19 protein-coding genes are annotated in these 22,220 nt (G+C 59.1%); 4 read left to right on the forward strand and 15 right to left on the reverse strand.

Annotated features, from left to right (window positions below; genetic code table 11):
* Positions 1-46: 46 nt before the first annotated feature.
* Entirely contained in the window at positions 47-610 is a 564-nt protein-coding gene (locus tag FIV05_RS25970) for an HdeD family acid-resistance protein (protein ID WP_173013951.1), read from the forward strand.
* A gap of 256 nt (positions 611-866) precedes the next feature.
* On the forward strand, positions 867-1,985 hold the full coding sequence (locus tag FIV05_RS25975) for a TauD/TfdA family dioxygenase (protein WP_152511508.1): 1,119 nt from the start codon (positions 867-869) through the stop codon (positions 1,983-1,985).
* Between the two features lie 81 nt (positions 1,986-2,066).
* On the opposite strand, the gene FIV05_RS25980 is transcribed toward FIV05_RS25975, so the two are convergent.
* The 10 genes from FIV05_RS25980 to katG form a co-directional block, all read right to left on the reverse strand.
* Positions 2,067-2,804, reverse strand: coding sequence for an anti-sigma factor (locus tag FIV05_RS25980; protein WP_152511509.1), 738 nt, complete (start codon positions 2,802-2,804; stop codon positions 2,067-2,069).
* Positions 2,801-3,349, reverse strand: coding sequence for a sigma-70 family RNA polymerase sigma factor (locus FIV05_RS25985; protein ID WP_152512082.1), 549 nt, complete (start codon positions 3,347-3,349; stop codon positions 2,801-2,803). Before FIV05_RS25985 ends, FIV05_RS25980 begins: the two co-directional genes overlap by 4 nt.
* A 235-nt stretch (positions 3,350-3,584) precedes the next feature.
* Positions 3,585-4,373 (reverse strand): DUF4394 domain-containing protein, encoded by a 789-nt coding sequence (locus tag FIV05_RS25990; protein ID WP_023000039.1) that lies wholly within the window; start codon positions 4,371-4,373, stop codon positions 3,585-3,587.
* Positions 4,374-4,594: 221 nt separating this feature from the next.
* Positions 4,595-5,299: a 16S rRNA pseudouridine(516) synthase gene (locus FIV05_RS25995; RefSeq protein ID WP_152511510.1), complete on the reverse strand. Its 705-nt coding sequence runs from the start codon at positions 5,297-5,299 to the stop codon at positions 4,595-4,597.
* Between the two features lies 1 nt (position 5,300).
* The gene (locus tag FIV05_RS26000; protein WP_077290462.1) at positions 5,301-6,344 is read right to left on the reverse strand and encodes a class I SAM-dependent methyltransferase; all 1,044 of its coding nucleotides are present in this window, start codon (positions 6,342-6,344) and stop codon (positions 5,301-5,303) included.
* Between the two features lie 57 nt (positions 6,345-6,401).
* Positions 6,402-6,974: a GDYXXLXY domain-containing protein gene (locus FIV05_RS26005; protein ID WP_209009793.1), complete on the reverse strand. Its 573-nt coding sequence runs from the start codon at positions 6,972-6,974 to the stop codon at positions 6,402-6,404.
* A complete protein-coding gene (locus tag FIV05_RS26010) occupies positions 6,971-8,332 on the reverse strand; it encodes a DUF2157 domain-containing protein (protein WP_209009794.1) in 1,362 nt (453 codons plus the stop codon). Before FIV05_RS26010 ends, FIV05_RS26005 begins: the two co-directional genes overlap by 4 nt.
* Positions 8,333-8,757: 425 nt before the next feature.
* Positions 8,758-11,397: a DUF3141 domain-containing protein gene (locus FIV05_RS26015; protein WP_152511511.1), complete on the reverse strand. Its 2,640-nt coding sequence runs from the start codon at positions 11,395-11,397 to the stop codon at positions 8,758-8,760.
* 9 nt (positions 11,398-11,406) lie between these two features.
* Entirely contained in the window at positions 11,407-12,171 is a 765-nt protein-coding gene (gene fabI, locus FIV05_RS26020) for an enoyl-ACP reductase FabI (protein ID WP_152511512.1), read from the reverse strand.
* Positions 12,172-12,446: 275 nt separating this feature from the next.
* Positions 12,447-14,618, reverse strand: coding sequence for a catalase/peroxidase HPI (katG, locus tag FIV05_RS26025; protein ID WP_152511513.1), 2,172 nt, complete (start codon positions 14,616-14,618; stop codon positions 12,447-12,449).
* A 251-nt stretch (positions 14,619-14,869) separates the two neighbouring features.
* Here katG and FIV05_RS26030 point away from each other — a divergent pair, with 251 nt between their 5' ends.
* The gene (locus FIV05_RS26030; RefSeq protein WP_152511514.1) at positions 14,870-15,793 is read left to right on the forward strand and encodes a hydrogen peroxide-inducible genes activator; all 924 of its coding nucleotides are present in this window, start codon (positions 14,870-14,872) and stop codon (positions 15,791-15,793) included.
* 21 nt (positions 15,794-15,814) lie between these two features.
* Here FIV05_RS26030 and FIV05_RS26035 read toward each other — a convergent pair whose 3' ends face one another.
* From FIV05_RS26035 to FIV05_RS31700, 3 genes are all read right to left on the reverse strand, one after another.
* Positions 15,815-16,993, reverse strand: coding sequence for an MFS transporter (locus FIV05_RS26035; RefSeq protein WP_209009795.1), 1,179 nt, complete (start codon positions 16,991-16,993; stop codon positions 15,815-15,817).
* Between the two features lie 138 nt (positions 16,994-17,131).
* A complete protein-coding gene (locus FIV05_RS26040) occupies positions 17,132-17,797 on the reverse strand; it encodes a class I SAM-dependent methyltransferase (protein WP_152511515.1) in 666 nt (221 codons plus the stop codon).
* A gap of 144 nt (positions 17,798-17,941) precedes the next feature.
* The gene (locus FIV05_RS31700) at positions 17,942-18,088 is read right to left on the reverse strand and encodes a hypothetical protein (RefSeq protein WP_023000028.1); all 147 of its coding nucleotides are present in this window, start codon (positions 18,086-18,088) and stop codon (positions 17,942-17,944) included.
* Positions 18,089-18,173: 85 nt separating this feature from the next.
* Here FIV05_RS31700 and FIV05_RS26045 point away from each other — a divergent pair, with 85 nt between their 5' ends.
* A complete protein-coding gene (locus FIV05_RS26045; protein WP_075284258.1) occupies positions 18,174-19,079 on the forward strand; it encodes a LysR family transcriptional regulator in 906 nt (301 codons plus the stop codon).
* A gap of 91 nt (positions 19,080-19,170) precedes the next feature.
* Here the strand turns inward: FIV05_RS26045 and FIV05_RS26050 are convergent, their stop codons facing one another.
* The gene (locus tag FIV05_RS26050; protein ID WP_152511516.1) at positions 19,171-20,805 is read right to left on the reverse strand and encodes a hypothetical protein; all 1,635 of its coding nucleotides are present in this window, start codon (positions 20,803-20,805) and stop codon (positions 19,171-19,173) included.
* 225 nt (positions 20,806-21,030) lie between these two features.
* Entirely contained in the window at positions 21,031-21,939 is a 909-nt protein-coding gene (locus FIV05_RS26055) for an alpha/beta hydrolase (protein WP_152511517.1), read from the reverse strand.
* Positions 21,940-22,220 lie beyond the last annotated feature (281 nt).

Here is a 22,220-nt window from a genome sequence, read left to right on the forward strand (position 1 = left end):
AAGGGGTTACGGTCAACAGCGGCAACCGGAGCGTGAGGAGGTCAAAATGACAGATGCTGTTCAGGCCGTAGAGAATATGAGAAGAAAAATCCAGGACAACTGGGGCTGGTTTCTGGCGCTCGGCGTTGCGCTGGTCATAGGTGGTATCATCCTGATCGCCGCTCCATTGGCAACGTCGGTTGCCGTAACGATCCTGATCGCGGCTGTGCTATTCGTTGGCGGCCTGGTTCAGATCTACAATTCCTTCAAGACCCATGGTACCGCCAGTTTCCTCTGGAACCTGATCACCGGCATTATCGCCGTCATCGGCGGGATCGTGATTTATGTGAACCCGCTCGCGGGAACCATCGCACTGACATTGGTGATTGCCGCAATCTTCGTGGCGCAGGGCATCAGCCAGATCCTGCTGGCCTTCAAACTGAAGCCGCATGACGGCTGGGTCTGGGTGCTGATCGCAGGGCTCGTATCCCTTGTGGCCGGTGCCATGATCTGGCTGGAACTGCCGAGCTCGGCCGCCTGGGCGCTTGGCCTTCTGGCCGGCATTTCCGTGCTGATCAACGGCTGGAGCTACATCGCCATTGCCCTTGCAGCCAAGGCATCCAAGAACTGAACCTGAAATTATTCGACATGACTGGCACCCGGCAGAATTTCGTTTGCCGGGCGCTTTTTTTGATGTAGCGTTTTTCAGGTTCAACAGCAGGCGTCGCCTGCGTTCAGGCTGTTCCGTGGATGGTTTCTGTTCTCGGCCGCAATGGCGGCAATCCGCATAACAAGGCCTATTGGTGGTGGCCGCCCCCCGCCGACCATTGATGTTTGCCGGCTCTTGCCGGCGTCTTTACTCTCCAAGACATCAACGGATTTTCGAAATGACGAACGTGACCTTGCGCGGTGAAGACCGCATGCTTTCTGTCGCCTGGACCGATGGCACCAACACCGACTTTCCCTTCATCTGGCTTCGCGACAACTGCCCGAGCGGGTTTCATACGCAAACGCAGGAACGCCAGTTCGACCTGACCGGCATTGCGATGGATATTTCCATCGCGAAGGCCGAACAGGATGCGGATGAAATTATTCTTACCTGGTCCGGCGACGGCCATGTCAGCCGCTACAGGGCCGACTGGCTGTTCGATCACCGGCCTGGGGTCGGACTTGCCGATCCAGCCGAGATCGAACCTGAGCTGTGGCGCGGTGATCTTGTCCCGGAAAGCCTTCCGCGAGCGGCGGCGGCCGACTTGATGGTCAACGACGATCTCCTTTTTGCTTTCCTGATCGAAGCCAAGAAAACCGGCCTTGCTCTTGTCGACGGCATGGCTGACGACGTGGAGGCAGGTATCGATGTCGCCCGCAGGATCGGTTTTCTTCGGGAGACCAATTTCGGCACGACGTTTGAGGTCATTTCCAAGCCGAACCCGAACAACCTGGCCTATACGTCCCATGCCCTTCCTTTGCATACGGACCTGGCCAATCAGGAATTGCCACCAGGCTTCCAGTTCCTGCATTGTCTTGCCAATGAAGCAGAAGGTGGCGGCTCGACCTTTTGTGACGGCTTCGCGATTGCGGACGATCTCGCCCGGCTCGATCCGGAGGCCTTCCGGCTCCTTGCCGAGACGCCGGTGCCCTTTCGCTTTCACGACGAGGACTACGACATCCGCCGCCATCACACGGTGATCGAACTCGATCTGTTCGCACGCGTGCAGGAGCTCCATTTCAATGCCCATCTTGCCGGGATCTTCGATCTGCCGGCGGATCGAATGGAAGCTTATTACGGGGCGTATCGCACCTTGATGCAGATGACCCGATCAAGGAACTACGTCATCACCACACGGCTGAAGGGCGGAGAAATGGTGATCTTCGACAATCGGCGGGTCCTGCATGGTCGAGCCGCTTTCGACCCCAGCACCGGGTTCCGCCACCTGCGCGGCTGTTATGTCGACCGCGGCGAATTCGATAGCCGCATACGAGTCCTCAGCCGAAAAAGGAACTAAGGATCTCACAGGCAAGAGCGCCCGAACCTGTCCGGGTGCTCTCAAGTTCTTTACACCTTCCGGTGCTTTTCCCACCGATGATCAGCGAGGCTCCCTGGCAAGACCCTTGCCGAGGATGGGGCCGGTCGGCAACCCGGTTGGAGAGCCTCCCGGCTGTTCGAAGGTGATCTCATAAAGCTGGTCAGGCTTGGGAACCGGCAACCCGGCAGCTTGCAGGATCGTTTGTTTGGGCTCATCGAAGATGCCCAGGGAAACCGGCGGCCCATCCGGATCCGGTTTGGTCCAGAGCTGAAGGATTGTGCCTGCCGGGACATCGGTCTGCCCCAGAAGCGTGACCTGGGTTGCGTTGTTCTCAGCCCCTTCGATCATCGCAACAGGCTGCCCGGCATCGTTGACAAGCACGGCTATTACCTGCGGCTCAACTGTCGTCATAAGGTTCCAGACAAGCGCGATGGTAAGTACGAGGCTCGCTGCCAGGCTGGCTGCCGCCGTCCACATCATTGGCCTGTTGCGCTTTTCTCTCTCGGACTTGAGATCCACCGGCGCTTCAACACGGCTGTCTTTCGTCTCGGGAGCGGCAATACTTTCTTCCACGGCGTCCAGACGCCTTTCAACGCGATGCCAAAGGCTCTCCGGCACGGCTTCCCGGGGCGTCGCGGCGTCCAGGGCGGCGAACCGCTGACGGGCAAGTTCCACGAGAACGGCCAATTCCGGCTCCTTCATCAGGCGATCTTCCACTTCGCGCTGTTCTTCTGGGTCGCACAGGCCAATGACGAATTCGTCGGCAAGTTCGGCAAGGTTTCGGCGGGCCGTTCTCATGACATGCACTCCCGCAAGGAAGTCAGGCCACGGCGCACCCACGCCTTTACCGTTCCAAGGGGGGCCGACAGCCGGCCGGCAATTTCACCGTGGGTGTAGCCCCAGATATAGGACATCAGCACGGCACTGCGCTTTTCCGTTTCCAGTCGACCAAGACAACGACGCAACTCGCTGTCATGGCCCAGCATTTCCCAGGCCTCGTTCAGTTCGCTGCCGTCGATCTGGCGTTCCAGCTTGTCGTCATCGGTTGCCGCTTCCCGGGCCCCGTCACGAAGCATGTTCAAGGTCCTGTTCCGCAGGACCGCGTAGATCCACGCGCGTCCGGATCCCTTCGCAGGATCAAACTGGGAAGCCTTGCGCCAGATCAGGACCAACGCATCCTGGAGGGCATCTTCAGCAAGGTCCTGCCGGCGCAACATGCGCTTGGCAATGCCCAGCATCTTGGGGCCTTCCAGTTCCAGGATCTGTCGCAGGGCCTGACGGTCCTTGCGTGCACAGGCGGCCAGAAGGGCCGCGTGATCCACTTCGCTTACGCTTTCCGGCATATCCAGCACGTTGGTCTCACTTGTTCAATCTCACCAGGGCTCCTGACTGCTACGCATCAGAAGCGTTGCCGGACCAGTCGTACCGGTAAGGGACCGGAGCAGCCTGGGGTGGGTGGTCCAGGCTGCTCCGGCAATCGGCTTTGCGAACCAGGTGGGACGGGGCCGCAAAGCCCAGAGCATCCTTGTTCATTCAGCGGGCTGAAGATGCTCTGTCAGTAAGTGCTTTGGATGGGGCTCACATCGCGGTCATGAACGTGATGTCGCGCAGCGGCCATTCCAGGCCACCCAGTTCCCAGCTATCGGTCACCTTGCCGGTTTCCAGCGAAACGGTGTGCAGCCACGTGCCGGTTGCCAGCCAGGCCTTGTTGTTGCCTTCCGCGTCGGTGGCAACATCAAAGGCGTAGGTTTCGGCAGCGTCCACCCCCAGCTTGCCAACGGCCGCAAGGGTGCCATCGTTCGGCGAAGTCTGACGGATGACGGCACCAATGGTCGCGTCGATGTCATACATCGCTGTCGTTTCCGGCTGGCCGTAGGAATTGATGTAGGCAGCAGCAACGATGTTCGGCGCTTCGCCCGCATGCATGTCCTTTTCCTCAAAGGCCAGGCTGCCGTCGACGGTCACCTTGCCGCTTTCGATATCAACCCGGTGGTTGGTCACACCGGTCATGAAGCGCAACTTGTTGGCCTTGGGGTTGAAGTCGACGATGACAGGCTGCCCGTCTTTCAGCGGCAGCATCTTGTCCATCTTGGAAATCACCGTTGCCGCACCGGTCTTCGGATCAATCTCGACAATTTCGTGAGCGCCACTGACGCCGATCAGCTGCCCCGTCGCCGGCCGCAGGTCAATGCCGAGCAGGCTGTCGACACCGGAAACTTCCATCGTGTCGGTTACCTTTCCGGAATTGCTGTCGATGACCACCAGGGTCTTTTCACCGGCAAGACCGATCGCAGGGGTCGCGTGAGCAGCGCCAGCGGCAAGAACAAGGGCGGATGCTGTCAGAAGGCTACGTGCAATAAGGGGCATTTCAGATCTCCGTCTTTCAAAGGCAGGAGGCATCGGATTGGCCTCACTTCCCGGAAACACGGCAGATCGAATTTTGGATGCAGCAGGGGGAAATCTTTTTTGAAATTTTTTAGAAATTGGAGATCAAATTAAATATAAGTATCTGAATTTATTGAACTTAAAAGAAAAACCTCTCATCATAAAAATTTCCTGGTTCGCAGCAGAAACAGGAAACCGTGACCTCATCCACCTTCAAAAATGCGTGTCTTTTCTTCTTCGGACAGCACTTTCCATTTGCCCACTTCGAGACCTTCCAGACCGAGGCCGCCGATGTGACTGCGAGTCAGGTCGGTGACGTGATTGCCCGTTGCCGCGAACATGCGGCGTACCTGGTGATACCGGCCTTCATGCAGGGTAAGCCGAGCATGGGTTTCGTCCAGAACCTGAAGCTCCGCCGGCTTCAGCGGCTTGTCTTCACTTTCCAGCATCATGTCGCCGGAAGCAAACAGCGCGCCTTCGTCGCCCTTCATCGGGCGGTCGAGTGTCACTTCGTAAATCTTGGGAACTTCGGACTTCGGCGAGATGACGCGATGCAGGAATGTGCCGTCGTCGGTAAACAGCAAGGCACCGGACGTTTCCTTGTCCAGCCGACCGATGGTGGACAGAACCGGCTTGCGCATGCGGAAGCGGTCCGGCAAGAGGTCATAGACCAGCCGGCCCTGATCCTTGATGGAGCAGGTGTAGCCAAGCGGCTTGTTCATCAGGATCACCACCCCGTGTGCGGGGTCGAGCGGCTCATCGTCGAAGAGGATGTCCTCGTGAGCGGTCTTGGCATCCGCCTTCAAACGGCTGCCCTCGCGGTCTGTGAGCCACCCGTTGCGGATGGCGACCTGCATTTCCTTCCGGCTGCCATAGCCGAGATTGGCGAGGAGTTTTACAAGACGCATCTTACCGACCTCCCTTGGCTTTGACGGCCCGGATTACCTTGTAGCCACCTTCGTCGGCGAGCTGTCTCACATCGGCGAAGACTTCGCCCAGCGTGTGCTCGTAGGGAAGATGCCGGTTCGCGACCATGAAGAATTCACCACCCGGCCGCAGTCCGCGGGCAGCGGCGCGAATGAAGCCCTGACCGACGTCGGCGCGGTCGGCCTTGCCGGCCTGGTGGAACGGCGGGTTGGAGACGATGAAGTCGTAAGGCCCTTCGATGCCCTGGGTCACATCCGACCAGATGCCGTTCATCGTTCTGAGGCCCTTGAAGGCAGCCAGGTTCTGTTCGGCCAGATCCAGCGCACGCTTTTCCGCCTCGTAGAGATCCATCGAAGTGACCTTCGGAGCCTTCTCGAAAACGGCACGGGTCAGATAACCGAAGCCCGCTCCAAGATCAGCGCCTCTGCCCTTCAGCGTTGCCGGCACAAGGTCTGCCAGAAGTCTGGAGGCCGGGTCGATCCTGTCCCAGGCGAAGATGCCCGGCCGGCTGACGAATGTGCCGTCAAGCACGGTCCGCGGCGCATCCAGTACCAGCCATTCGGCGAGAAGTGCGGTGTTCAGGCTGTCATCGGAAACTTCACTCCAGACAACCCGGCACTTGTTCTTGGTCATTTTCTCGGCGCTGCCCAGAAGCTCCTGAAGATCGCTTTCCAGCGTCTTGGCACCTTCGGTGTTGGGCGCGCAGGCAATCACGGTTCCACCCGGCCGTGTCTTTGAAACCGCACGGGCAAGCTGTGCCCTTGCTTCCTGCCGTTGACGACCAGGAAGAACGAGAACAGCGTCGAAGCTGTTGTCTTCCGTCTCCGCGTCTACCTTCAGCCCTGCCTTTTGCAGCGCATCCCGATCTGGTGCGAAACTCTGTTCGCAAACAAGATCTACGTCCGCAAGCGCTGCAAGCGGACGCCCTGTCCTTGCGCGCAGGAACAGGACGCGGCTCTTGTCGGCAAGCTCGACAGCCCCGGTTTCAAGAGGCAATACGAGTGTATCGAGCGCGGGATCGGACATGGCGGTCTTTCAGACGGGTTTCAGCTGACGCGCTCATACCGCCAGAATGGCCGAAGGTCAAAAGATCGCATCAGACCGGAAAGCTTTTCCATCCACCAGCAGGTTTACGGGCAGCGACCGGCCGTCTTCGGTCAACGAGATTTCAAGAAGAATGCGCGATGTGTCCATGCGTTCGATTTCAAGTCCCTCGCCCTCGGGCAGGAAGAAGGCATCGATACCGTAGTCCACCCGTATTTCGTCACCAAGAACGGAGCGAACGGTACCGGCGATCGCCAGATCACCGGCGTCAGCTCTTTCCTTCGCAATCAGGACCGGCACGGCAGCGCCCGTTCCTTCTGACTTCAGACCGACGAAGATGCTGTCTCCCGACTGGACCTTGTCGGCACCGGGCACCGTATTGGAAACGGTACCGATCGCAAGATTGATCACTACATAGTCGCCACGGAGCAGGTCTCTCGGGTCAACCGGCACCACGGCAAGCGAAACAGCGGTTCCGCTGTGTTGCACGTCCAGCCGGTCGAACAACGGGATTGAGATGAGGCCAAGCTGGATCAGGGCCAGAAGTCCCCAAAGCAGCCATTGGGCGCGGGACTGCGGTTTTGAAACGGGAGTTGCAGTTGCCGTGGTCATTCCTGAACCTCCCCGGTGACGTCACCTTCATCCGGCGTCCGGCCACCGCGCCTCATCAGACGCGCCAGCCAAAGGGCCATTCCCAGCAGCAGAACACCTGCCACCAGGAAGAACAGCGACTGCCCCAGCAAACTGCCGATGGTGACCTGAAGCAGCCAGAGCGCGACCGCAGTCAGGCCGAAATAGGCACAAAGCATCCAGAACCTGTTGTTATACCATGTCCCCAGTGCGCAAAGACCGATCAGTGCCGCCAGAACAAAGGCTGCAAGCACGAGAACGTTGGCCGTCAGAACCGGCATCAGCACGGCCACCAGCGCCAGGCCGGTTGCCCCGAAGAGCGCCCCCGACTTCACGGTCTTGTAGGATAGCAGCAGGCCTGTCACCAGGAGAGCCAGAGCGACGGCCAACGGCACCATAGCAGGGAGTGTTGCAAGGCCGCCCAAAGACGGTTCGTCCGCGACCTCGGGAACAAACACGAGCGCCAGGACGACCAGCACCGACAAGACCAGAATACCGACATCCTGAAGGGACCTTGCCATCAGCCAATGCCCATGACTGCGCGTCGGCCGGTCGCTTGACCACTTCACGAAAAGATCGGCAACGGGATCGAGCAACATCATCGCGGCCGCCATTCCACCGGTTCCGGCTAGGAACATTGCAGTGATGAAATCATCGCTGGAGCTCATCAGTTCCGCTGTTTCGCCAAACCAGCGGCCATAGGTTACCCAGAGCAGCGAAATCGCGGCCCAGCGCGAAAGCCGTGCGGGATGGATGACCGGATGTGCAAACACCGCGACAAGAAGGAGAAGCCCGATCAGATCTTCCATCAGCGGTGCCGAACCGAATTCGGACCGCATGACCTGCCAGGTTATGGCAGCACCGGCAGCGACGATCAGGGATGTTTTCGAACCGGTGAGCCACGCGGCAGCCAGCGCACCGAGACAGACAAGGAAAGCGCCACCGGGCCAGTCGGCGGGCAAGTGGAAGATCTGTCCGACCAGCGCCATGCCGCCGAGAAAAACCAGCGTGGCAAAGCCAGTGGCAAGATCCGCGATACCCTTGCGCCCTCTTGTTGCAGCAAAGGCCGCAAGACCGTTGCTCGCAACGACAAGCAGTGCAATGCCGACGAGCTTCACGGACTTCGGAATAGCTCCCCAGTTTGCCGCTATGAATGCCAGCAGCGCCAAAGCCACGCAGACCATTCCAATTCCGGCAAGGGCCATGGGCAGGCGTGAACGACCGTCGTCCTGATCCTGCTCCTTCAATATGGCCGTTGCACCGGCAGAACTCACCCAGCCCTTCTCGACCCAAAGTTCCAGGTCGTCCTTCAAGCGTTTCTTATAGGCCCAGTCGAACATGCGGCTCCGCCAGTTTTCTCTTCATTGTTCTCTCGCAGCAGGGTTTTCCCTCACCCAGGCACACGGGGCTCCGAACCGCGAGCGGCTCTGCTTCGGACAAGAAGTAGGCATTCGGGTGGCGAATAGGAAGTTTGTCTTTCGCCAGCACGCAGGAGCGTAGCGAAAAATGCAATAAAAACAGAGTTCGAAATTCGGCAGCTCAAATTCCTGCCGGAAGCAGCGTTCCGGCACTTGTGAGCAGCACCGATCTTGCTATGCTTAACGGACAAATCCGGCGGTCGGACATCGGCGCCACCCGTGCCGGATTGCCGGAAACATGTCTTAGCCTGCTAAGCGAAACACCGTTTCAGATCAGAGCCAAACTCCAAAAATAATTCCAGGGGGGCTCTGTGGGGGCGTCCGAGAGGCCCGGACGCCCCCTATTATTATTCAGCCGGTTCCTGCGGTTTTTTCGCACTGCTGCGTGATTTGCGTGGAGCCGTCGCCTTGCGCGCCGCTGCCTTTCGCGTTGCAGTCTTGCGAGGAGACGATTTGCTCGGCACTGCCGCAGCCGAGGCCGCCCTAACGGGAGCTGTCCGCGTTGGCGCCGACTGCGCGGGGGCCTTGCTCGCCGCCTCTTCCTGTGCCGCTCGGGCGTCTTCCTTGCCCGGCTCGACGACGACATCGGTCACGGCAAGGGGATCTTCCGTGATGTCTCCCGAAACAGGCGGCAGACCCAGCACCTTGTGGAACTGCTGCAGCGTTTCCAGTGTATGCGGCGTCATTTCGTCTATTGCGCCGGGAATGAACCGCACAACCTTGGCCGCGAGTTCCCGCTCTTCCGGGGTTTTCAGAAGCTTTGGCAAGGTTTCGATTGCCAGTTCGGGAGCAAATTCGACGATCAGCGTCTGTTCCTGAAGAATGAAACTGCGTTCGTCCGCATTCAGCGATTTGAACGGCTCATCCTGTGTCAGGACACGGGCTGAGCGTTCCAGACGGTCGCGGCGAACATTGCCCCGGCTGTCGGCAAGCAGGATCAGCATACGGATCACCGCTTCGCAGAAACCACCTTCCTCGATATGCATCAGGGCTGCCTGGACCGGCGGCAAGCTGCGCAACTCGTCCTTGCGCTTCAGCGTCCGGCCCGGTTGCTTGGTCCGGCCGAACCAGCGCATGTAGGGCGTGCCCCAGATGGCGTAGAAGAGGTTCTCGTAGGCTGTGTCGCGCAAATCCCGGAAAAGATCCATGGACTGCTCAATCAGGGCCGCATTGACCTTTTCCAGTTCGACAAACGGATTGCCTGCAGCGGCCGGCGACCTTTCGTTCCTTGCACGCTCGGCAATGCCGGGCAACCAGCCGAGAGCCGGATTGAGGCTGGAGAACAGCGCACGCTGCATTCTGAGCGGATGGCTCTTGCGACGCAGATCAGCGCTCTGCTCGGTGACGAAAGCCTGGACGAAAGGCCGTACGCAGACATCGTAGAATTCGGCCTGCTGCTCGGATGCACGGGCAACAGCGGCAAAGGGTATTTCATCGTCCCGGCCGTCATCTATCTTCGTCAGGTCTTCCATCTTGCGCTCATGGAAGCTGACCGTGAATTCCCGCTCCAGCAGCGGGCCTTCATAGTCGTCGATGGTCATTTCGTAGAGGCCTGGCGCCAGCGCCTCGATTGTCTTCAGTGTCGAGGTGACTTCCGTGTGCTCCTTCTTCGCAATCTTGGAGGACACGAAAATGCCGAGATGGCCAACCTGTTCGTGGACCATATAGATGATCCGTTGGCCACGAATGGCGATTTCCCGCTCATCGGTGTAGGTGTCGATGATCCAGTTGAGGGCCTGCTGCGGCGGTGTGATGTTGTCGCCATAGCTGGCGAAAACGATGATCGGCGCACGAATGTGCTTGATGTCGACGTTTCGGCCGGGCTCAAGCTGTGCCTCGTTCTTGGAAAGACGGTTGCCGACGAAGAGCTGCTCGACAATCCACTTCATCTCCGCTTCGTTCAGCAGGAAATACCCACCCCACCAGCGCTCGAACTCCAGGAAGCGCTTTGGCTCGGTGTCGACCTTGGCATAGAGATCGTAGTACTTGCCGAAGTAGTTCCGGGCCGGATTGAGCAGTTCGAAATTCTGCACGATGTCAGCGCCATCGAAGATGCCGTGACCAAGGTCGGAGTAATACATCGCGTTCCAGGTCCCACCCAGAACACCGGCATTGTAGCGCATCGGGTTTTCACCGACCCGGCCGGACCATGTGGACACAGGCGCACCATTGAGGATGACCGGCCCGGTCAGATCCGGGTTCATGGCAGCCAGCAGCAGCGTCGCCCAACCACCCTGGCAATTCCCCGTCACCACCGGGTTCGGAGCTTCGGGATGAAGCTCCATGACCTTGCGCACGAAGGCCGCCTCCGCATGGGTCACGTCCGCCAGTGTCTGGCCTTTCTCCGGCATCCTCTTGAAGGCAACGAAGTAGACCGGGTGACCGTCATGCAGGGCAACGCCCACCTGACTGTCCGGTTTGAAACCGCCGATCCCGGCTCCATGTCCGGCCCGTGGATCGATGATGATATAGGGCCGTTTCCAGGGTTTCGGATCACGGCACGGCAGATCTGCGGGCGGAATGATTTTCAGCAGCATGTAACAGCTGGGGCGCGGCAGATCTGCACCATCCAGAACCACTTCATAGTCATAGATCAGGACAGGTGGACAGCCGGCTTCTTCGTGATCCAGGAAGATGTCGCCGCGCTGGCGAAGCGTGTCCATTGTGAGGACCATGCGCTGGGCCGCATCCTTCCAGTAGTCTTCCCAGGCCTCGTATAAAGACCCTGCTTCCTGCGCACCGCCCATGGCTTCCACGGCTTTGCCGAACTCGGAAATATTCGACTGCCAACGGGTCTTGTGATCGTCCGAGATCCGGGTCAGGTGCTTGGTCAGTCCCCTGCCCATCAGTTCCGCCAGGTTGGACAGCTCCGTCGCCTGGGCCTGCAGTGCCGTAAAACGCTCCGAAGGCCCCCAGGCGGTGGCATCATGCAGCGATTCCAGAAATTCGTTCTGGCCTTTTTCAAGCGCGTCAAAAATGTCCTTCATCAGGACCTCCTATCCAAGAATGCTGTAGCCACCGTCGATCGGGTGCACGGCCCCGGTGACGTTGAACGCCTCCCGGCTGGCAAGAAAGGCGGCATAGGCCCCGACATCGTCGATCGTGGCCAGTTGATGTGTCGGCGCGCGTTCAGCCGCGTCGTTCAGTAATGCGTCGAACTCGGCAATGCCCGATGCGGCGCGGGTCTTGAGCGGACCTGGCGACAGCGCATGGACCGAGATTCCCTTTGATCCGAGCTCGGCTGCCGCATAGCGGGTGGCCGCCTCCAGCGCGGCCTTGACCGGGCCCATGACGCCATAGTTCTCGACGACCTTCTGCGCGCCCATGAAAGATACTGTCATGCAGGTACCGCCATGGGGCATGAGCGGCTCGGCCCTTTTGATAAGCCGCAGGAAGGAGTGGACGGAGACGTCCATGGCCAGCGAAAAGCCGTCCGCGGAACAGTCGATCACACGGCCATGCAGGTCTTCCTTTTTGGAGAACGCGATGGAATGGAGCAAAGTGTCGAGACGGCCCCATTTGGCCTCAATCTCGGAAAACAGCGCGTCCATCTGCTCTGTATCGCGCACGTCGAGCGGGGCAACGATTTCCGCATCGAGCTGTTCGGCCAGAGGCCGCACGTAGGCTTCGGCCCGCTCATTCAGATAAGTGATCGCCAGATCTGCTCCCTGCGCACGGAAGGCCTTGGCGCAGCCATAGGCAATGGACTGATCGTTGGCGACCCCTACAACAAGGGCCTTGTGGCCCGTCAAATCAAACATATGCGCACAGCTCCCGAAACCTTGGGCAGCCAGGACGGAGGGAAACCGGCCGGCCACCACACTTCGCTGTCTCAAGCGCAACCTGAAACTGCTTCGCAGTGCAACATAAACCTTGTGACGGAACAATGACCTTTTCAAGGAGATAAGGGTTTGTGCTGACGAAAATGATCTGCTGCATCGCAAAATCAGCACTGGACAGAAAGCCAGCCCAAAGAAAACGGCGCCCCGGAAAACCCCGGGGCGCCGCCATCTGTCTCAAATTGCAGATACCGTCCTTAGATCAGGTCGAACCGGTCTGCGTTCATGACTTTGGTCCAGGCTTCAACGAAGTCCTTCACGAACTTCTCGTTGTTGTCGTCCTGAGCGTAGACTTCCGCATAGGCCCGCAGGATGGAATTGGAGCCGAAGACCAGGTCTGCGCTGGTCGCGGTCCACTTCAACGTGCCCAGCTGACGGTCGCGCACTTCGTAAGTACCGTCGGCAACCGGATGCCAGCTGTTGGCCATGTCGGTCAGGTTGACGAAGAAGTCCGTGGTCAGGGCACCTTCACGGTCGGTGAAGACACCATGCTTGGAACCACCGTAGTTAGTCCCCAGCACACGCAGGCCGCCCACCAGGACAGTCATTTCACGCGCGGTCAGGCCCAAGAGCTGTGCACGGTCGAGCATCATCTCTTCCGGGCTGACAACGTATTTCTTCTTCTGCCAGTTGCGGAAGCCGTCAGCGAGCGGCTCCAGAACTTCAAAGGACTCTGCATCCGTCTGTTCGTCGGTTGCGTCACCGCGGCCCGGAGCGAACGGAACAGAGACGTTGAAGCCACCTGCCTTGATTGCCTGTTCCACACCAAGATTGCCGGCCAGAACAATGACATCGGCAACCGAAGCACCGGTTTCGGCAGCAATCGGCTCGAGCTTGGCAAGAACCTTGGCGAGGCGTGCCGGTTCATTGCCTTCCCAGTCCTTCTGCGGCGCGAGACGGATGCGCGCGCCATTGGCACCACCACGCTTGTCTGAGCCACGGAAGGTCCGGGCGCTGTCCCATGCGGTTGCGATCATCTCTGCAGCGGTCAGGCCGCTGGCAGCGATTTTCGCTTTCACGGCGTCCACATCGTAGGAGGTGGAACCAGCCGGGACCGGGTCCTGCCAGATCAGGTCTTCAGCCGGAACGTCCGGGCCGAGGTAGTTGACCTTCGGGCCCATGTCGCGGTGGGTCAGCTTGAACCAGGCACGAGCGAAGCAATCGCGGAAATAGGCTTCGTCGGCCATGAACTTCCGGCAGATCTCGTTGTAGACCGGGTCCATCTTCATGCCCATGTCGGCATCGGTCATCATCGGGTTCCGGCGGATGGACGGATCAGATGCATCAACCGGCTTCTTGTCTTCCGGCATGTTGACCGGTTCCCACTGCCAGGCACCAGCCGGGGACTTGCGCAGTTCCCAGTCGTAGTTGAACAGGTAATCGAAGTAGCCCATGTCAAACTGGATCGGGAATTGCGTCCAGGCACCTTCGATACCGGAGGTGAACGCATTGGAAGCCTTGCCACCCTGTTCGGTGTTCGCCCAGCCGAAGCCCTGCGACTCGACGCCGGCGGCTTCCGGCTCGACACCAATTCCTTCAGCAGACCGGTTGCCGTGGGCCTTGCCGACGGTGTGGCCGCCACAAGTCAATGCCGCGGTTTCCTCGTCGTTCATCGCCATGCGCTTGAAGGTTTCGCGAACATGCGCTGCGGTTCTGACCGGATCCGGCTGGCCATTCACGCCTTCCGGGTTGACGTAGATCAGGCCCATGTGGATCGCCGCAAGCGGGTTCTCCAGGGAGGTCGCATCATCGGCGTTTTCAAAACGGTTCTCGACCGGTGCGAGCCATTCCTTTTCCGAGCCCCAGTAGACATCGGTTTCTGGACCCCAGATGTCTTCCCGGCCGAAACCGAAACCGAAGGTTTTGAAACCCATGGATTCGTAAGCCATGTTACCGGCCAGAATGATCAAGTCGGCCCAGGAAAGCGCGTTGCCGTACTTCTTCTTGACGGGCCACAGCAAACGGCGGGCCTTGTCCAGGCTGGCGTTGTCCGGCCAGGAGTTCAGCGGAGCGAACCGGATGTTGCCGGAGCCCGCGCCGCCGCGACCGTCCTGCATGCGGTAGGAACCGGCGGAATGCCATGCCAGGCGGATCATCAGACCGCCGTAGTGACCCCAGTCAGCCGGCCACCAATCCTGGCTTTCAGTCATAAGCGCACGGACGTCGGCCTTGACTGCCTCGTGGTCGAGACCCTTCACGGCTTCACGGTAGTTGAAGTCGGGGTCCATCGGATTGGTGCGTGCACCGCGCTGGTGCAGGATGTCGAGGTTCAACGCATCCGGCCACCATTTCGTTACCGGCTTGTCCATCGCCGTGTTGCCGCCGTGCATTACAGGGCAACCGCCTGTCTTTTCCACCTTAGCGTCCATAACTCTCTCCACTGTCATCTGAAACGTTCGATTATTCGGGCCGCGTGAGACGCCCGTGATATCCGTAAGGCCCGTATGAGCCCCGGACAGATCGGTTTCCTCAAATCTCCCAAAATCTCCGCGCACAAAAATCAGCTGGCATCGCAAGGGGTGTTTGCATGCCACCTGATCTCGTCTGTGCAGATTGACGCTAGCAAAGGCAACCGATCAGAGGAAGTTGAATTTTCTGATAAGTTCGATAAGTTATGCTTATGATCAATATCACCCTCAAACAGTTGCGCTATTTCGAGGCCCTCGCCCGGCACGGTCATTTCGGCAAGGCCGCCGAGGCCTGCGCCATTTCGCAGCCGGCGCTGTCCATGCAGATCAAGGAAATGGAGGAAGTGCTCGGCGCGAGCTTGTTCGAACGCGGGGCCAGACAAATCCGCCTGACACATTTTGGTGAAGTTGCCGCCGAGCGTGCCCGCGACATCCTGCGGGCCACCGAGGAGCTGGGTGACCTTGCCAGGGCATCACGCGAAAGGCTTGTCGGGCGGCTGCGCATCGGCGTCATTCCGACTGTCGCTCCCTACCTCCTGCCGAGCGTTGTCGGAGCATTGACCAGGAGCTACCCGGAGCTGGACATTCATGTGCGCGAAACAGTAACGCCGAACCTGATCGACGAGCTGGAAGAAGGTCGCCTCGACACGGCCATTGTAGCCTTGCCGGTTTCCGAAGGCACACTTGCCGAAACGGCCCTTTTCAGCGAGCGCTTCGTGCTGGTGCGCTCGGCGCGGGAAGCCAACGCGCCAATGCCGAGCGCCGACAGCCTGCGCGAGATGCGGTTGCTTTTGCTGGAGGAAGGCCATTGTTTTCGCGATCAGGCCCTGTCCTTCTGCAACCTGCAATCCGGTCCACCGCGCGAAGTGCTGGACGCAAGTTCCCTTTCAACGCTGGTCCAGATGGTCAGTGCAGGGATGGGCGTCACCCTGATTCCGGAAATGGCCGTTCCTGTGGAAACCCGTTCGGCCTCGGTTGCGATTTCGCGTTTTGAAGCCCCCGAACCGACCCGGACAATCGGCATGGTCTGGCGTAGAAGGAGCCCGCTGGCAGGCCAGCTCGCCGAGATCGCGGATATCGTCAGGCGGTCAGCAGAAGGACTGACGGCCTTGCGAGACCAGCCGGCTATCAGCTGATCTGCCACCCCATGCCACGTGTTACGACTGCGTGGCGGCGCGCCGGAATGTCAAGACGCCCAGCACTGCCATTGCGCCGGCAAGGCCAAGCAGGACAGCCCTTGCGTCGTCTCCGGCTGCGAAGATGGCAACGATGAGGCCAGCGAGCGGCTGCGACAGATTGTTGAGGCAGATAATCACGCCGGTTGTCTTGCCGAATTCCTCCGGCGGTATGATCTCCTTGCGCAAGGTGCGCACATAGATGTTGAACATCTTGTCGAACCCGGCGATCAGCAGGAAACCTGCCGCATAGATCAGCGGATGGGCTCCAAGGCCTGTCAGCACGGCCCCCGCGCAGATCAACCCGTAAGCAGTAACACCGAGGGTCTTCAGGCTGAGCGCGACATGGGCCGTCAGCGTCAGGACGGCAAGTGTCGCCAGGGCTCCACCGACCTGAAGCCAGGCGTAGACCTGTTCGCTTTGACTGAAGAAGCCCGTCATCATGGCGGCAGCCGTTGCCAGCGTCGCACCAATGATCAGGTTGACGCCGGCGGCCTGCAGGATTGCCCGCGTCAGGCCCGGCAATGTCCAGACTAGCTTGAGCGCGTGATTGAGATCCGCCACGGGATGGCGTGAAACACGCCTGCCTGGAGCGTCTTCCATTCGCGCCTGACCTGGCCAGAAGTAAAACGCAAGATCGGCCAACACAAACAGGACTGTTGCCAGCACGACCACTGCCTGCCAGGGCCAGAACGCCATGAGGTAGGCGGCGACCAACGGACCGAGCACGACGCCCATTTGCGAGGCAAGCTGTCCGTAACTCGCCACTTTTTCGAAACGCTGGTCGGAGAAGGCACGAACAAGCACCATCTCCAGCGCCAGCATGCCCTGCGTCGTGAAAATGCCGACGACGGCAGAAAGCCCGATCAGCCACCAGACCCCACCAAATGCAAGCTGACCGACTATACCGACAATACAGGCCACAGCCCGCAGGATGCGGCTGATACGCAGCAGCAGGATCGGCGAGAACCGGTCACTCAGAATGCCTGCGACTGGAAATGTCAGATAGCGCGGCAAGGTTTCGAAGAAGAAGGCAAGGCCGGACCAGGCGACATCGCCGGTTATCTGGAAGATCACCAGCGGCACCAGAAACAGGAGGATCTGGTCGGCCAGAACCGTCAGGAACATGGACGCGAAAAAGGCGCGGTCGCGGACGAGCATTTTCAGCTTTCGAGGGAGCAAGTGTGGCGAGACAGATCACACCTAGCACTCAACAGCCCTCATCTGCAAGTCGCCGCAACCGGCCAATTCAATCGATTTAGTTTATATCCGGGACGCATCTTTTTCTGCGCACCCCCGTCAGAGCTTCCTTGCCACGACAAAGCGGCTGTAGGGTGCAGGATAGGTTCCTGTCTCGATGATTTCGAACCCTGCCGACCGGATGCTGTCTTCCAGTGTGTCGAAGGAAAAGAAACGGACAAAAGGTGCCTTGCCAACCAGTTGCATCACCTTGACGAGGGGAGCAAACAGCCACGCGCGCCTTTTCAGGCAAACGGTCTTGGAAATGTAAAGCCCACCCGGTTTCAGGAGATGATGAATACGGGACAGGGTGTCTTCGGCGTTTTCCACCAGATGCAGGAAGTTGAAGGCAAGGACGGCATCGTAACCGGTTTCACCCGGTTCGACCTTGTCGCTGAAGACATCGGCAACGGCAAACCTCAACCCTTGCGGATGATCTTCCCCGTCCGGTCCATCCTTCAATTTCGCCTGAGCAATCTCGATCATGCCGCTGGCGAAGTCGGTGGCAAGATAAGACCTGACATTGCCGGCCAATAAAAGCGCCGTCGATCCTGTGCCGCAGCCCAGTTCCAGAACACTGTCCTGCGGCCCCAGATGTTCCGTCGTACGCTCCAGCGTCTTTTCATAGGCTTCCTGATTGCGGATTGGAGACGCAGCATATTTGCGCGCAGCCTTGCTCCAGAAACCGGCAGATGACGGCATTTCATTGGTCCATGTTGTCGCCATGGCGAATAGTCCATTTCTAACAGATAAGCTGGAACGGCAGTAACCGGTCGAACCTGGTCCAACTGCAAATATGACAGCCGGCACGCAGTTATCCGTGCTTCGAAACAGCTTCGAAGCACAGGCTGCTTGAAACTCCCGTACCCGCTATTTCTTCTTCTTGCGGCCGCCGCGCAGACCGATCTGATGAAGAATGTCGCGGCCGATGTCGCGGCCGCCAGTGGGTGAAGCCAGGAACTCCAGAACCGAAAGAACGATGTTTGCCAATTGGATCATCAAAGATGACGGGCTCATTGGCGTCTCCTTTCGACAAGAAATCTACTTGCTTCAGAAATGAATGAGAATTGCCGAATTCTGGCTAGTTGATATACATATTTGCATGAACTGGCAGACCATCACATTCGACTGGAACCAGGCCCGTGCGTTCCTCGTAACGGCAGAGGAAGGGTCTCTCTCCGCAGCCGCCCGGGCACTCGGGCTGACCCAACCCACACTCAGCCGGCAGGTGGCCGCGCTTGAGCAGACACTTGGCGTGACCCTGTTCGAGCGTGTGTCGAAGAGCCTGATCCTCACGGAAGCCGGGATCGAACTGGCTGATCACGTGCGCGCCATGGGCGACGCGGCCAGCCGGATATCCCTTGCGGCATCCGGCAAATCACAGCAGGTCGAAGGACTGGTCACCGTTTCCACGACGGATCTGATGGCAGCTCATCTCTTGCCCGATATTTTGCGTGAGCTGCGCAAAAAGGCACCGGGCGTGGAAGTGAAGGTGCTTTGTACCAACAGCCTGAGCGACTTGCGCCGGCGCGAGGCCGATATCGCCATCCGCCATGTGGAGCCGGACCATCCAGACCTTTATGCCCGCAAGCTGCGGGCGGCCCCGGCCCGCATCTTCGGCGCCAGATCACTGGTTGAACAATTCGGCCGCCCCCTGACGAGGGACGATGCGCCAAATCTCGATTTTATCGGCTTCGACAACAACGAAGAGCTCGTCGGCTACCTGCGCGCTTTCGGTCTGAAGGTGACCGAAGCCAATATTCGCCTTGGCTCCCCCAGCGGTGTGGTCGCCTGGGAATTTGTCCGCCAGGGCCTCGGCCTGGCTATCATGGCGGATGAAATCGCTGCCCGGTTCCCCGAGATCGTTCCCGCCTTTTCCGATATCGAACCGGTTTCGTTTCCAATCTGGCTGGTCACCCATCGCGAACTTCACACCAGCCAGAGGATCCGCGTAGTGTTCGATCATCTGGCGGAAGGTTTGCTGAAGGCCAAGCTCACCAAGATTTAGACGCCCGCTCCGGTCCCAGCCACGTGGCACAGGTATCCGGGCTTTTATTGCCGCCTCCAAAACCAGTCGTTGATCTGCCCCAACTCTGCATTCATGCGGCCTTCGCCCGGCAGAGGCAGCTTGCCCGGATCGGAATGTCCGCACGCGCGATGGCCTGGTCGAGCAGAAGCTTGACGTGCGGCAGCTCCACCTTCTCCGAGCGCCTTACCAGACATTCATGCAATCCGTGCAACGCCCAGACATTGCGTGGATGCTGGCTCGGGCGCGGTAGCTTGCCGTCCAATCCGAGATCCGCGCGGTAGACCGCCTCGGCTTCCTCATACTTGCCGGCTTCCATCAGAAGTGCTCCCAAGGCATGGCGCGTTGGCTGTGGCCAGGACCACGGCTCCTCGTATTGAAGCCCGTCGTCCAGGTCGACGGCAGTGCGAAGATGGGCAAGCCCTTCTTCCTTCCGTCCAGCCTTGAAAGCCACCTCCCCCTTCATCATTTCCTCTGCAACGGCAAGGACATCCCTTGCGGTGTTGTTGAAGAGCATCCGGCTATCGGGCACCTGCGCATAAGCCGCGGTGAAATCCGCCATGGCGGACAGCGCTTCGTCATGACGGCCGAGGTTGGCCAGGGCGATGGCCTTCGCGTAGTAGATCAACGCGTTGGTGGTGACATAGAGTTCCTTGTCCGCTGGCTGATCGAGCTCAAGGATTTCAGGCCACATTCCGAACCGGATGTAGACATGCGGCGCGGCGGCCACGAAGGTTTCGAAAACGTCCGGATACGATCGAACAACTTCGTCGGGCACCTCGCCGCGCAATCGCTCGACAGCCTCCACCGCGGCGCCTTTCCTGCCAAGAAACATGGCGCCGTAGAATGCGAAATGCAGATTGTGGATCCGGTACAGCGCATAGAAATTCGCCGGGCCAGCGTAAGCCTTGAATTTGTCGTCGACCTTGGCTGCCGCAAGATTGCGGTAGAGCACATTCTGATAGTCGCCGCACAAGACATCGATATGCGTTCCCATGTGCACGAGATGCCCGGCATCCGGAACCAGATCCTTCAGCCTGTCGCCATGGCGCAAAGCCCTTTCGGGGTGCGGCGACATTTCCATCAGGTGAATGTACATGTGCAAGAGCCCAGGATGATCCCAGGCGCCTGGCAACTTCTCAAATGCATGTTCCAGAACAGCCACGGCCTCGGTGGTGGAACCTTCAGGGTTCGGCACGCCCGTGTGGAAATCCCACAATTGCCAGGGCGTGCGGTTCATCAAGGCCTCTGCATAAATGCACGCGACATCCAGGTCTTCCCTGTTAGCTTCGTAAACGGGTTTCATCGCTTCCGCGAAGCCATCGTTGAAAGGCTGATAGTCTTCGATTTCCGGATCTGTGGGATAACGCGACGCCAGGGCCTCGATCAGCGCACGCTCCACCGGCCTGGCCTCCTTCAGTGCCTTTGCGGTGGCAAGCGCTGCATGTGCACGTGCCAGCGCAGGCCCCTTTTCCTCAGGCGTGAAGATTTCCCAGGCCTTGTTGTAATTCGGACCGATGCCGTAAGCGATACCCCAGTGAGCCAACGCGCAGGCCGGGGCGGCCGCCACAGCCTTTTCGAAACAGACAATCGCCTCTTCATGATTATAGGCAAATAGCCAGACCAGACCGCGGTCAAACCAGACTTGCGCTTCCGGTATTGACGTTACGACACGCGTATAGCGGCCGAGATCAAAATACTCTGACATGATACATCCCCCCTGATACGCGGCACCAACCCGAGGATCGAGGCTGACACGCCGAAAACGGCGGTTTCGAGCCGTCTTCCAGATGACAGGCATTGGTGCCCAGAGGGTAGTTTGAAATTAAAAGTGACGTAAGGGCAACCGCAAAAGCGCTTCAAGTATCATCAGGCGCCGAGCAGGCCGTGTTTCACGAGCCCGTTTTGATCCTCAACAGTGCCGGGCCTTCGCCTAACCCAGCATCCAGTTGAGTATCAGGCGCCAGTCGGTCATGCGGATGGGGGTACCGTGGGTGCCTGTATCGAACAATGTGAACTTGATCGGATAGTTCGGAGCCCTGGTCTTGATCTGCTTGAAGAAGTTCGCCTGATCTTCCCAATTGTAGACTTGGTCGAGCGTCCCCTGCCCCATGTAGATCGGCACGTTGCGCCCGAGTGCACCTGAAGACAGGAAGTTGGGATCCTTCGGTGAGCCAAGCAGCAGGATGCCGGAAAGCATGCTGGCATAATTGGCGTTCTTTACCAGGTTCCAGCAGATGATGCCGCCCATGGAGCCGCAGGCAACCACGACCTTGGCCCGCGGCGACAGCTGCTTCTGATACTGGATCAGGGCTGCCACATCGGCCGTGCCGCGATTGTCGAAGTTCTTTATGTCGACGGTCAGGTAGGCGCCGCCGTTCCTGACCATCAGGTTCTGAACGCGGTTGAAGTTGCCACCGAACGAAACGTCGTTCATGCCCTGAAAGCGGTTGCCGCCCTGCCCGTGAATGTAGATCACGATGGCATTGGCACCGCCCTTCCAGTTGCCGGTACCCATGAATTCGACAACCCGGCCGTTGGCTTTCAGTTCTCCGCTGCCACGGCCCCGCTTCGGTTTGTAGGAGACATAGTTTCCGTAGACCCTGCGTTCGTCGACTTCGTCGCGATCGCGCAGGTCTCTCTGCTTGGAATATTCAACGACGATAAAATCGCCATCATAGAGCGTTTCGGAGACCTTCTTGTATCTGAACAGCCCATCCTTGTAAGGCTTCAGCGCCTCAGCCCACGCCGACCCCGCCGTGCCCGCATATGCCAACACCCCGCAAAGCAGAAGGTTCCGGATCAAGCAGGCCGGGCGGGAGTTGAGAAATCGGTGCAGCATGTGGCGTCCTTCAAGGCGCGGATCAAAGACATAATTCTGACCCCAAAGCATCTGGCGTTCAAATCAACGCGGACAAGTGCCCCGAATACCTTGAGACCGATCAACAGGCGGAAGACCACCGATTCAGGCACCCCTTCCGCACCGACAACCTACGCGGCACCCAAGGCGCATGCAATCGGTGGCGATCCAAAATCCGGCAGGATTTCTCTCCACCCCAGGCAGAAGACACACGAGGTGTTGCTGTTGCCAAATTCGCGTCATGCAGGCTGCCTATTGCGGCT

The organism is Labrenzia sp. THAF191a (assembly GCF_009363335.1).
GTDB classification, from domain to species: Bacteria; Pseudomonadota; Alphaproteobacteria; order Rhizobiales; family Stappiaceae; genus Roseibium; species Roseibium algicola.

Bases quoted from the DNA above. Each gene is read 5' to 3' on its own strand.
- FIV05_RS26045 (WP_075284258.1), top strand. From the start codon at position 18,174: ATGAACTGGCAGACCATCACATTCGACTGGAACCAGGCCCGTGCGTTC.
- fabI (WP_152511512.1), bottom strand. From the start codon at position 12,171: ATGTTTGATTTGACGGGCCACAAGGCCCTTGTTGTAGGGGTCGCCAAC.
- FIV05_RS26055 (WP_152511517.1), bottom strand. From the start codon at position 21,939: ATGCTGCACCGATTTCTCAACTCCCGCCCGGCCTGCTTGATCCGGAAC.
- FIV05_RS26005 (WP_209009793.1), bottom strand. From the start codon at position 6,974: ATGACCACGGCAACTGCAACTCCCGTTTCAAAACCGCAGTCCCGCGCC.
- FIV05_RS26040 (WP_152511515.1), bottom strand. From the start codon at position 17,797: ATGGCGACAACATGGACCAATGAAATGCCGTCATCTGCCGGTTTCTGG.
- FIV05_RS25980 (WP_152511509.1), bottom strand. From the start codon at position 2,804: ATGAGAACGGCCCGCCGAAACCTTGCCGAACTTGCCGACGAATTCGTC.
- FIV05_RS25975 (WP_152511508.1), top strand. From the start codon at position 867: ATGACGAACGTGACCTTGCGCGGTGAAGACCGCATGCTTTCTGTCGCC.
- FIV05_RS26000 (WP_077290462.1), bottom strand. From the start codon at position 6,344: ATGTCCGATCCCGCGCTCGATACACTCGTATTGCCTCTTGAAACCGGG.
- FIV05_RS25990 (WP_023000039.1), bottom strand. From the start codon at position 4,373: ATGCCCCTTATTGCACGTAGCCTTCTGACAGCATCCGCCCTTGTTCTT.
- FIV05_RS26050 (WP_152511516.1), bottom strand. From the start codon at position 20,805: ATGTCAGAGTATTTTGATCTCGGCCGCTATACGCGTGTCGTAACGTCA.
- katG (WP_152511513.1), bottom strand. From the start codon at position 14,618: ATGGACGCTAAGGTGGAAAAGACAGGCGGTTGCCCTGTAATGCACGGC.
- FIV05_RS25970 (WP_173013951.1), top strand. From the start codon at position 47: ATGACAGATGCTGTTCAGGCCGTAGAGAATATGAGAAGAAAAATCCAG.
- FIV05_RS25985 (WP_152512082.1), bottom strand. From the start codon at position 3,349: ATGCCGGAAAGCGTAAGCGAAGTGGATCACGCGGCCCTTCTGGCCGCC.
- FIV05_RS26010 (WP_209009794.1), bottom strand. From the start codon at position 8,332: ATGTTCGACTGGGCCTATAAGAAACGCTTGAAGGACGACCTGGAACTT.
- FIV05_RS26035 (WP_209009795.1), bottom strand. From the start codon at position 16,993: ATGCTCGTCCGCGACCGCGCCTTTTTCGCGTCCATGTTCCTGACGGTT.
- FIV05_RS26030 (WP_152511514.1), top strand. From the start codon at position 14,870: ATGATCAATATCACCCTCAAACAGTTGCGCTATTTCGAGGCCCTCGCC.
- FIV05_RS31700 (WP_023000028.1), bottom strand. From the start codon at position 18,088: ATGAGCCCGTCATCTTTGATGATCCAATTGGCAAACATCGTTCTTTCG.
- FIV05_RS25995 (WP_152511510.1), bottom strand. From the start codon at position 5,299: ATGCGTCTTGTAAAACTCCTCGCCAATCTCGGCTATGGCAGCCGGAAG.
- FIV05_RS26015 (WP_152511511.1), bottom strand. From the start codon at position 11,397: ATGAAGGACATTTTTGACGCGCTTGAAAAAGGCCAGAACGAATTTCTG.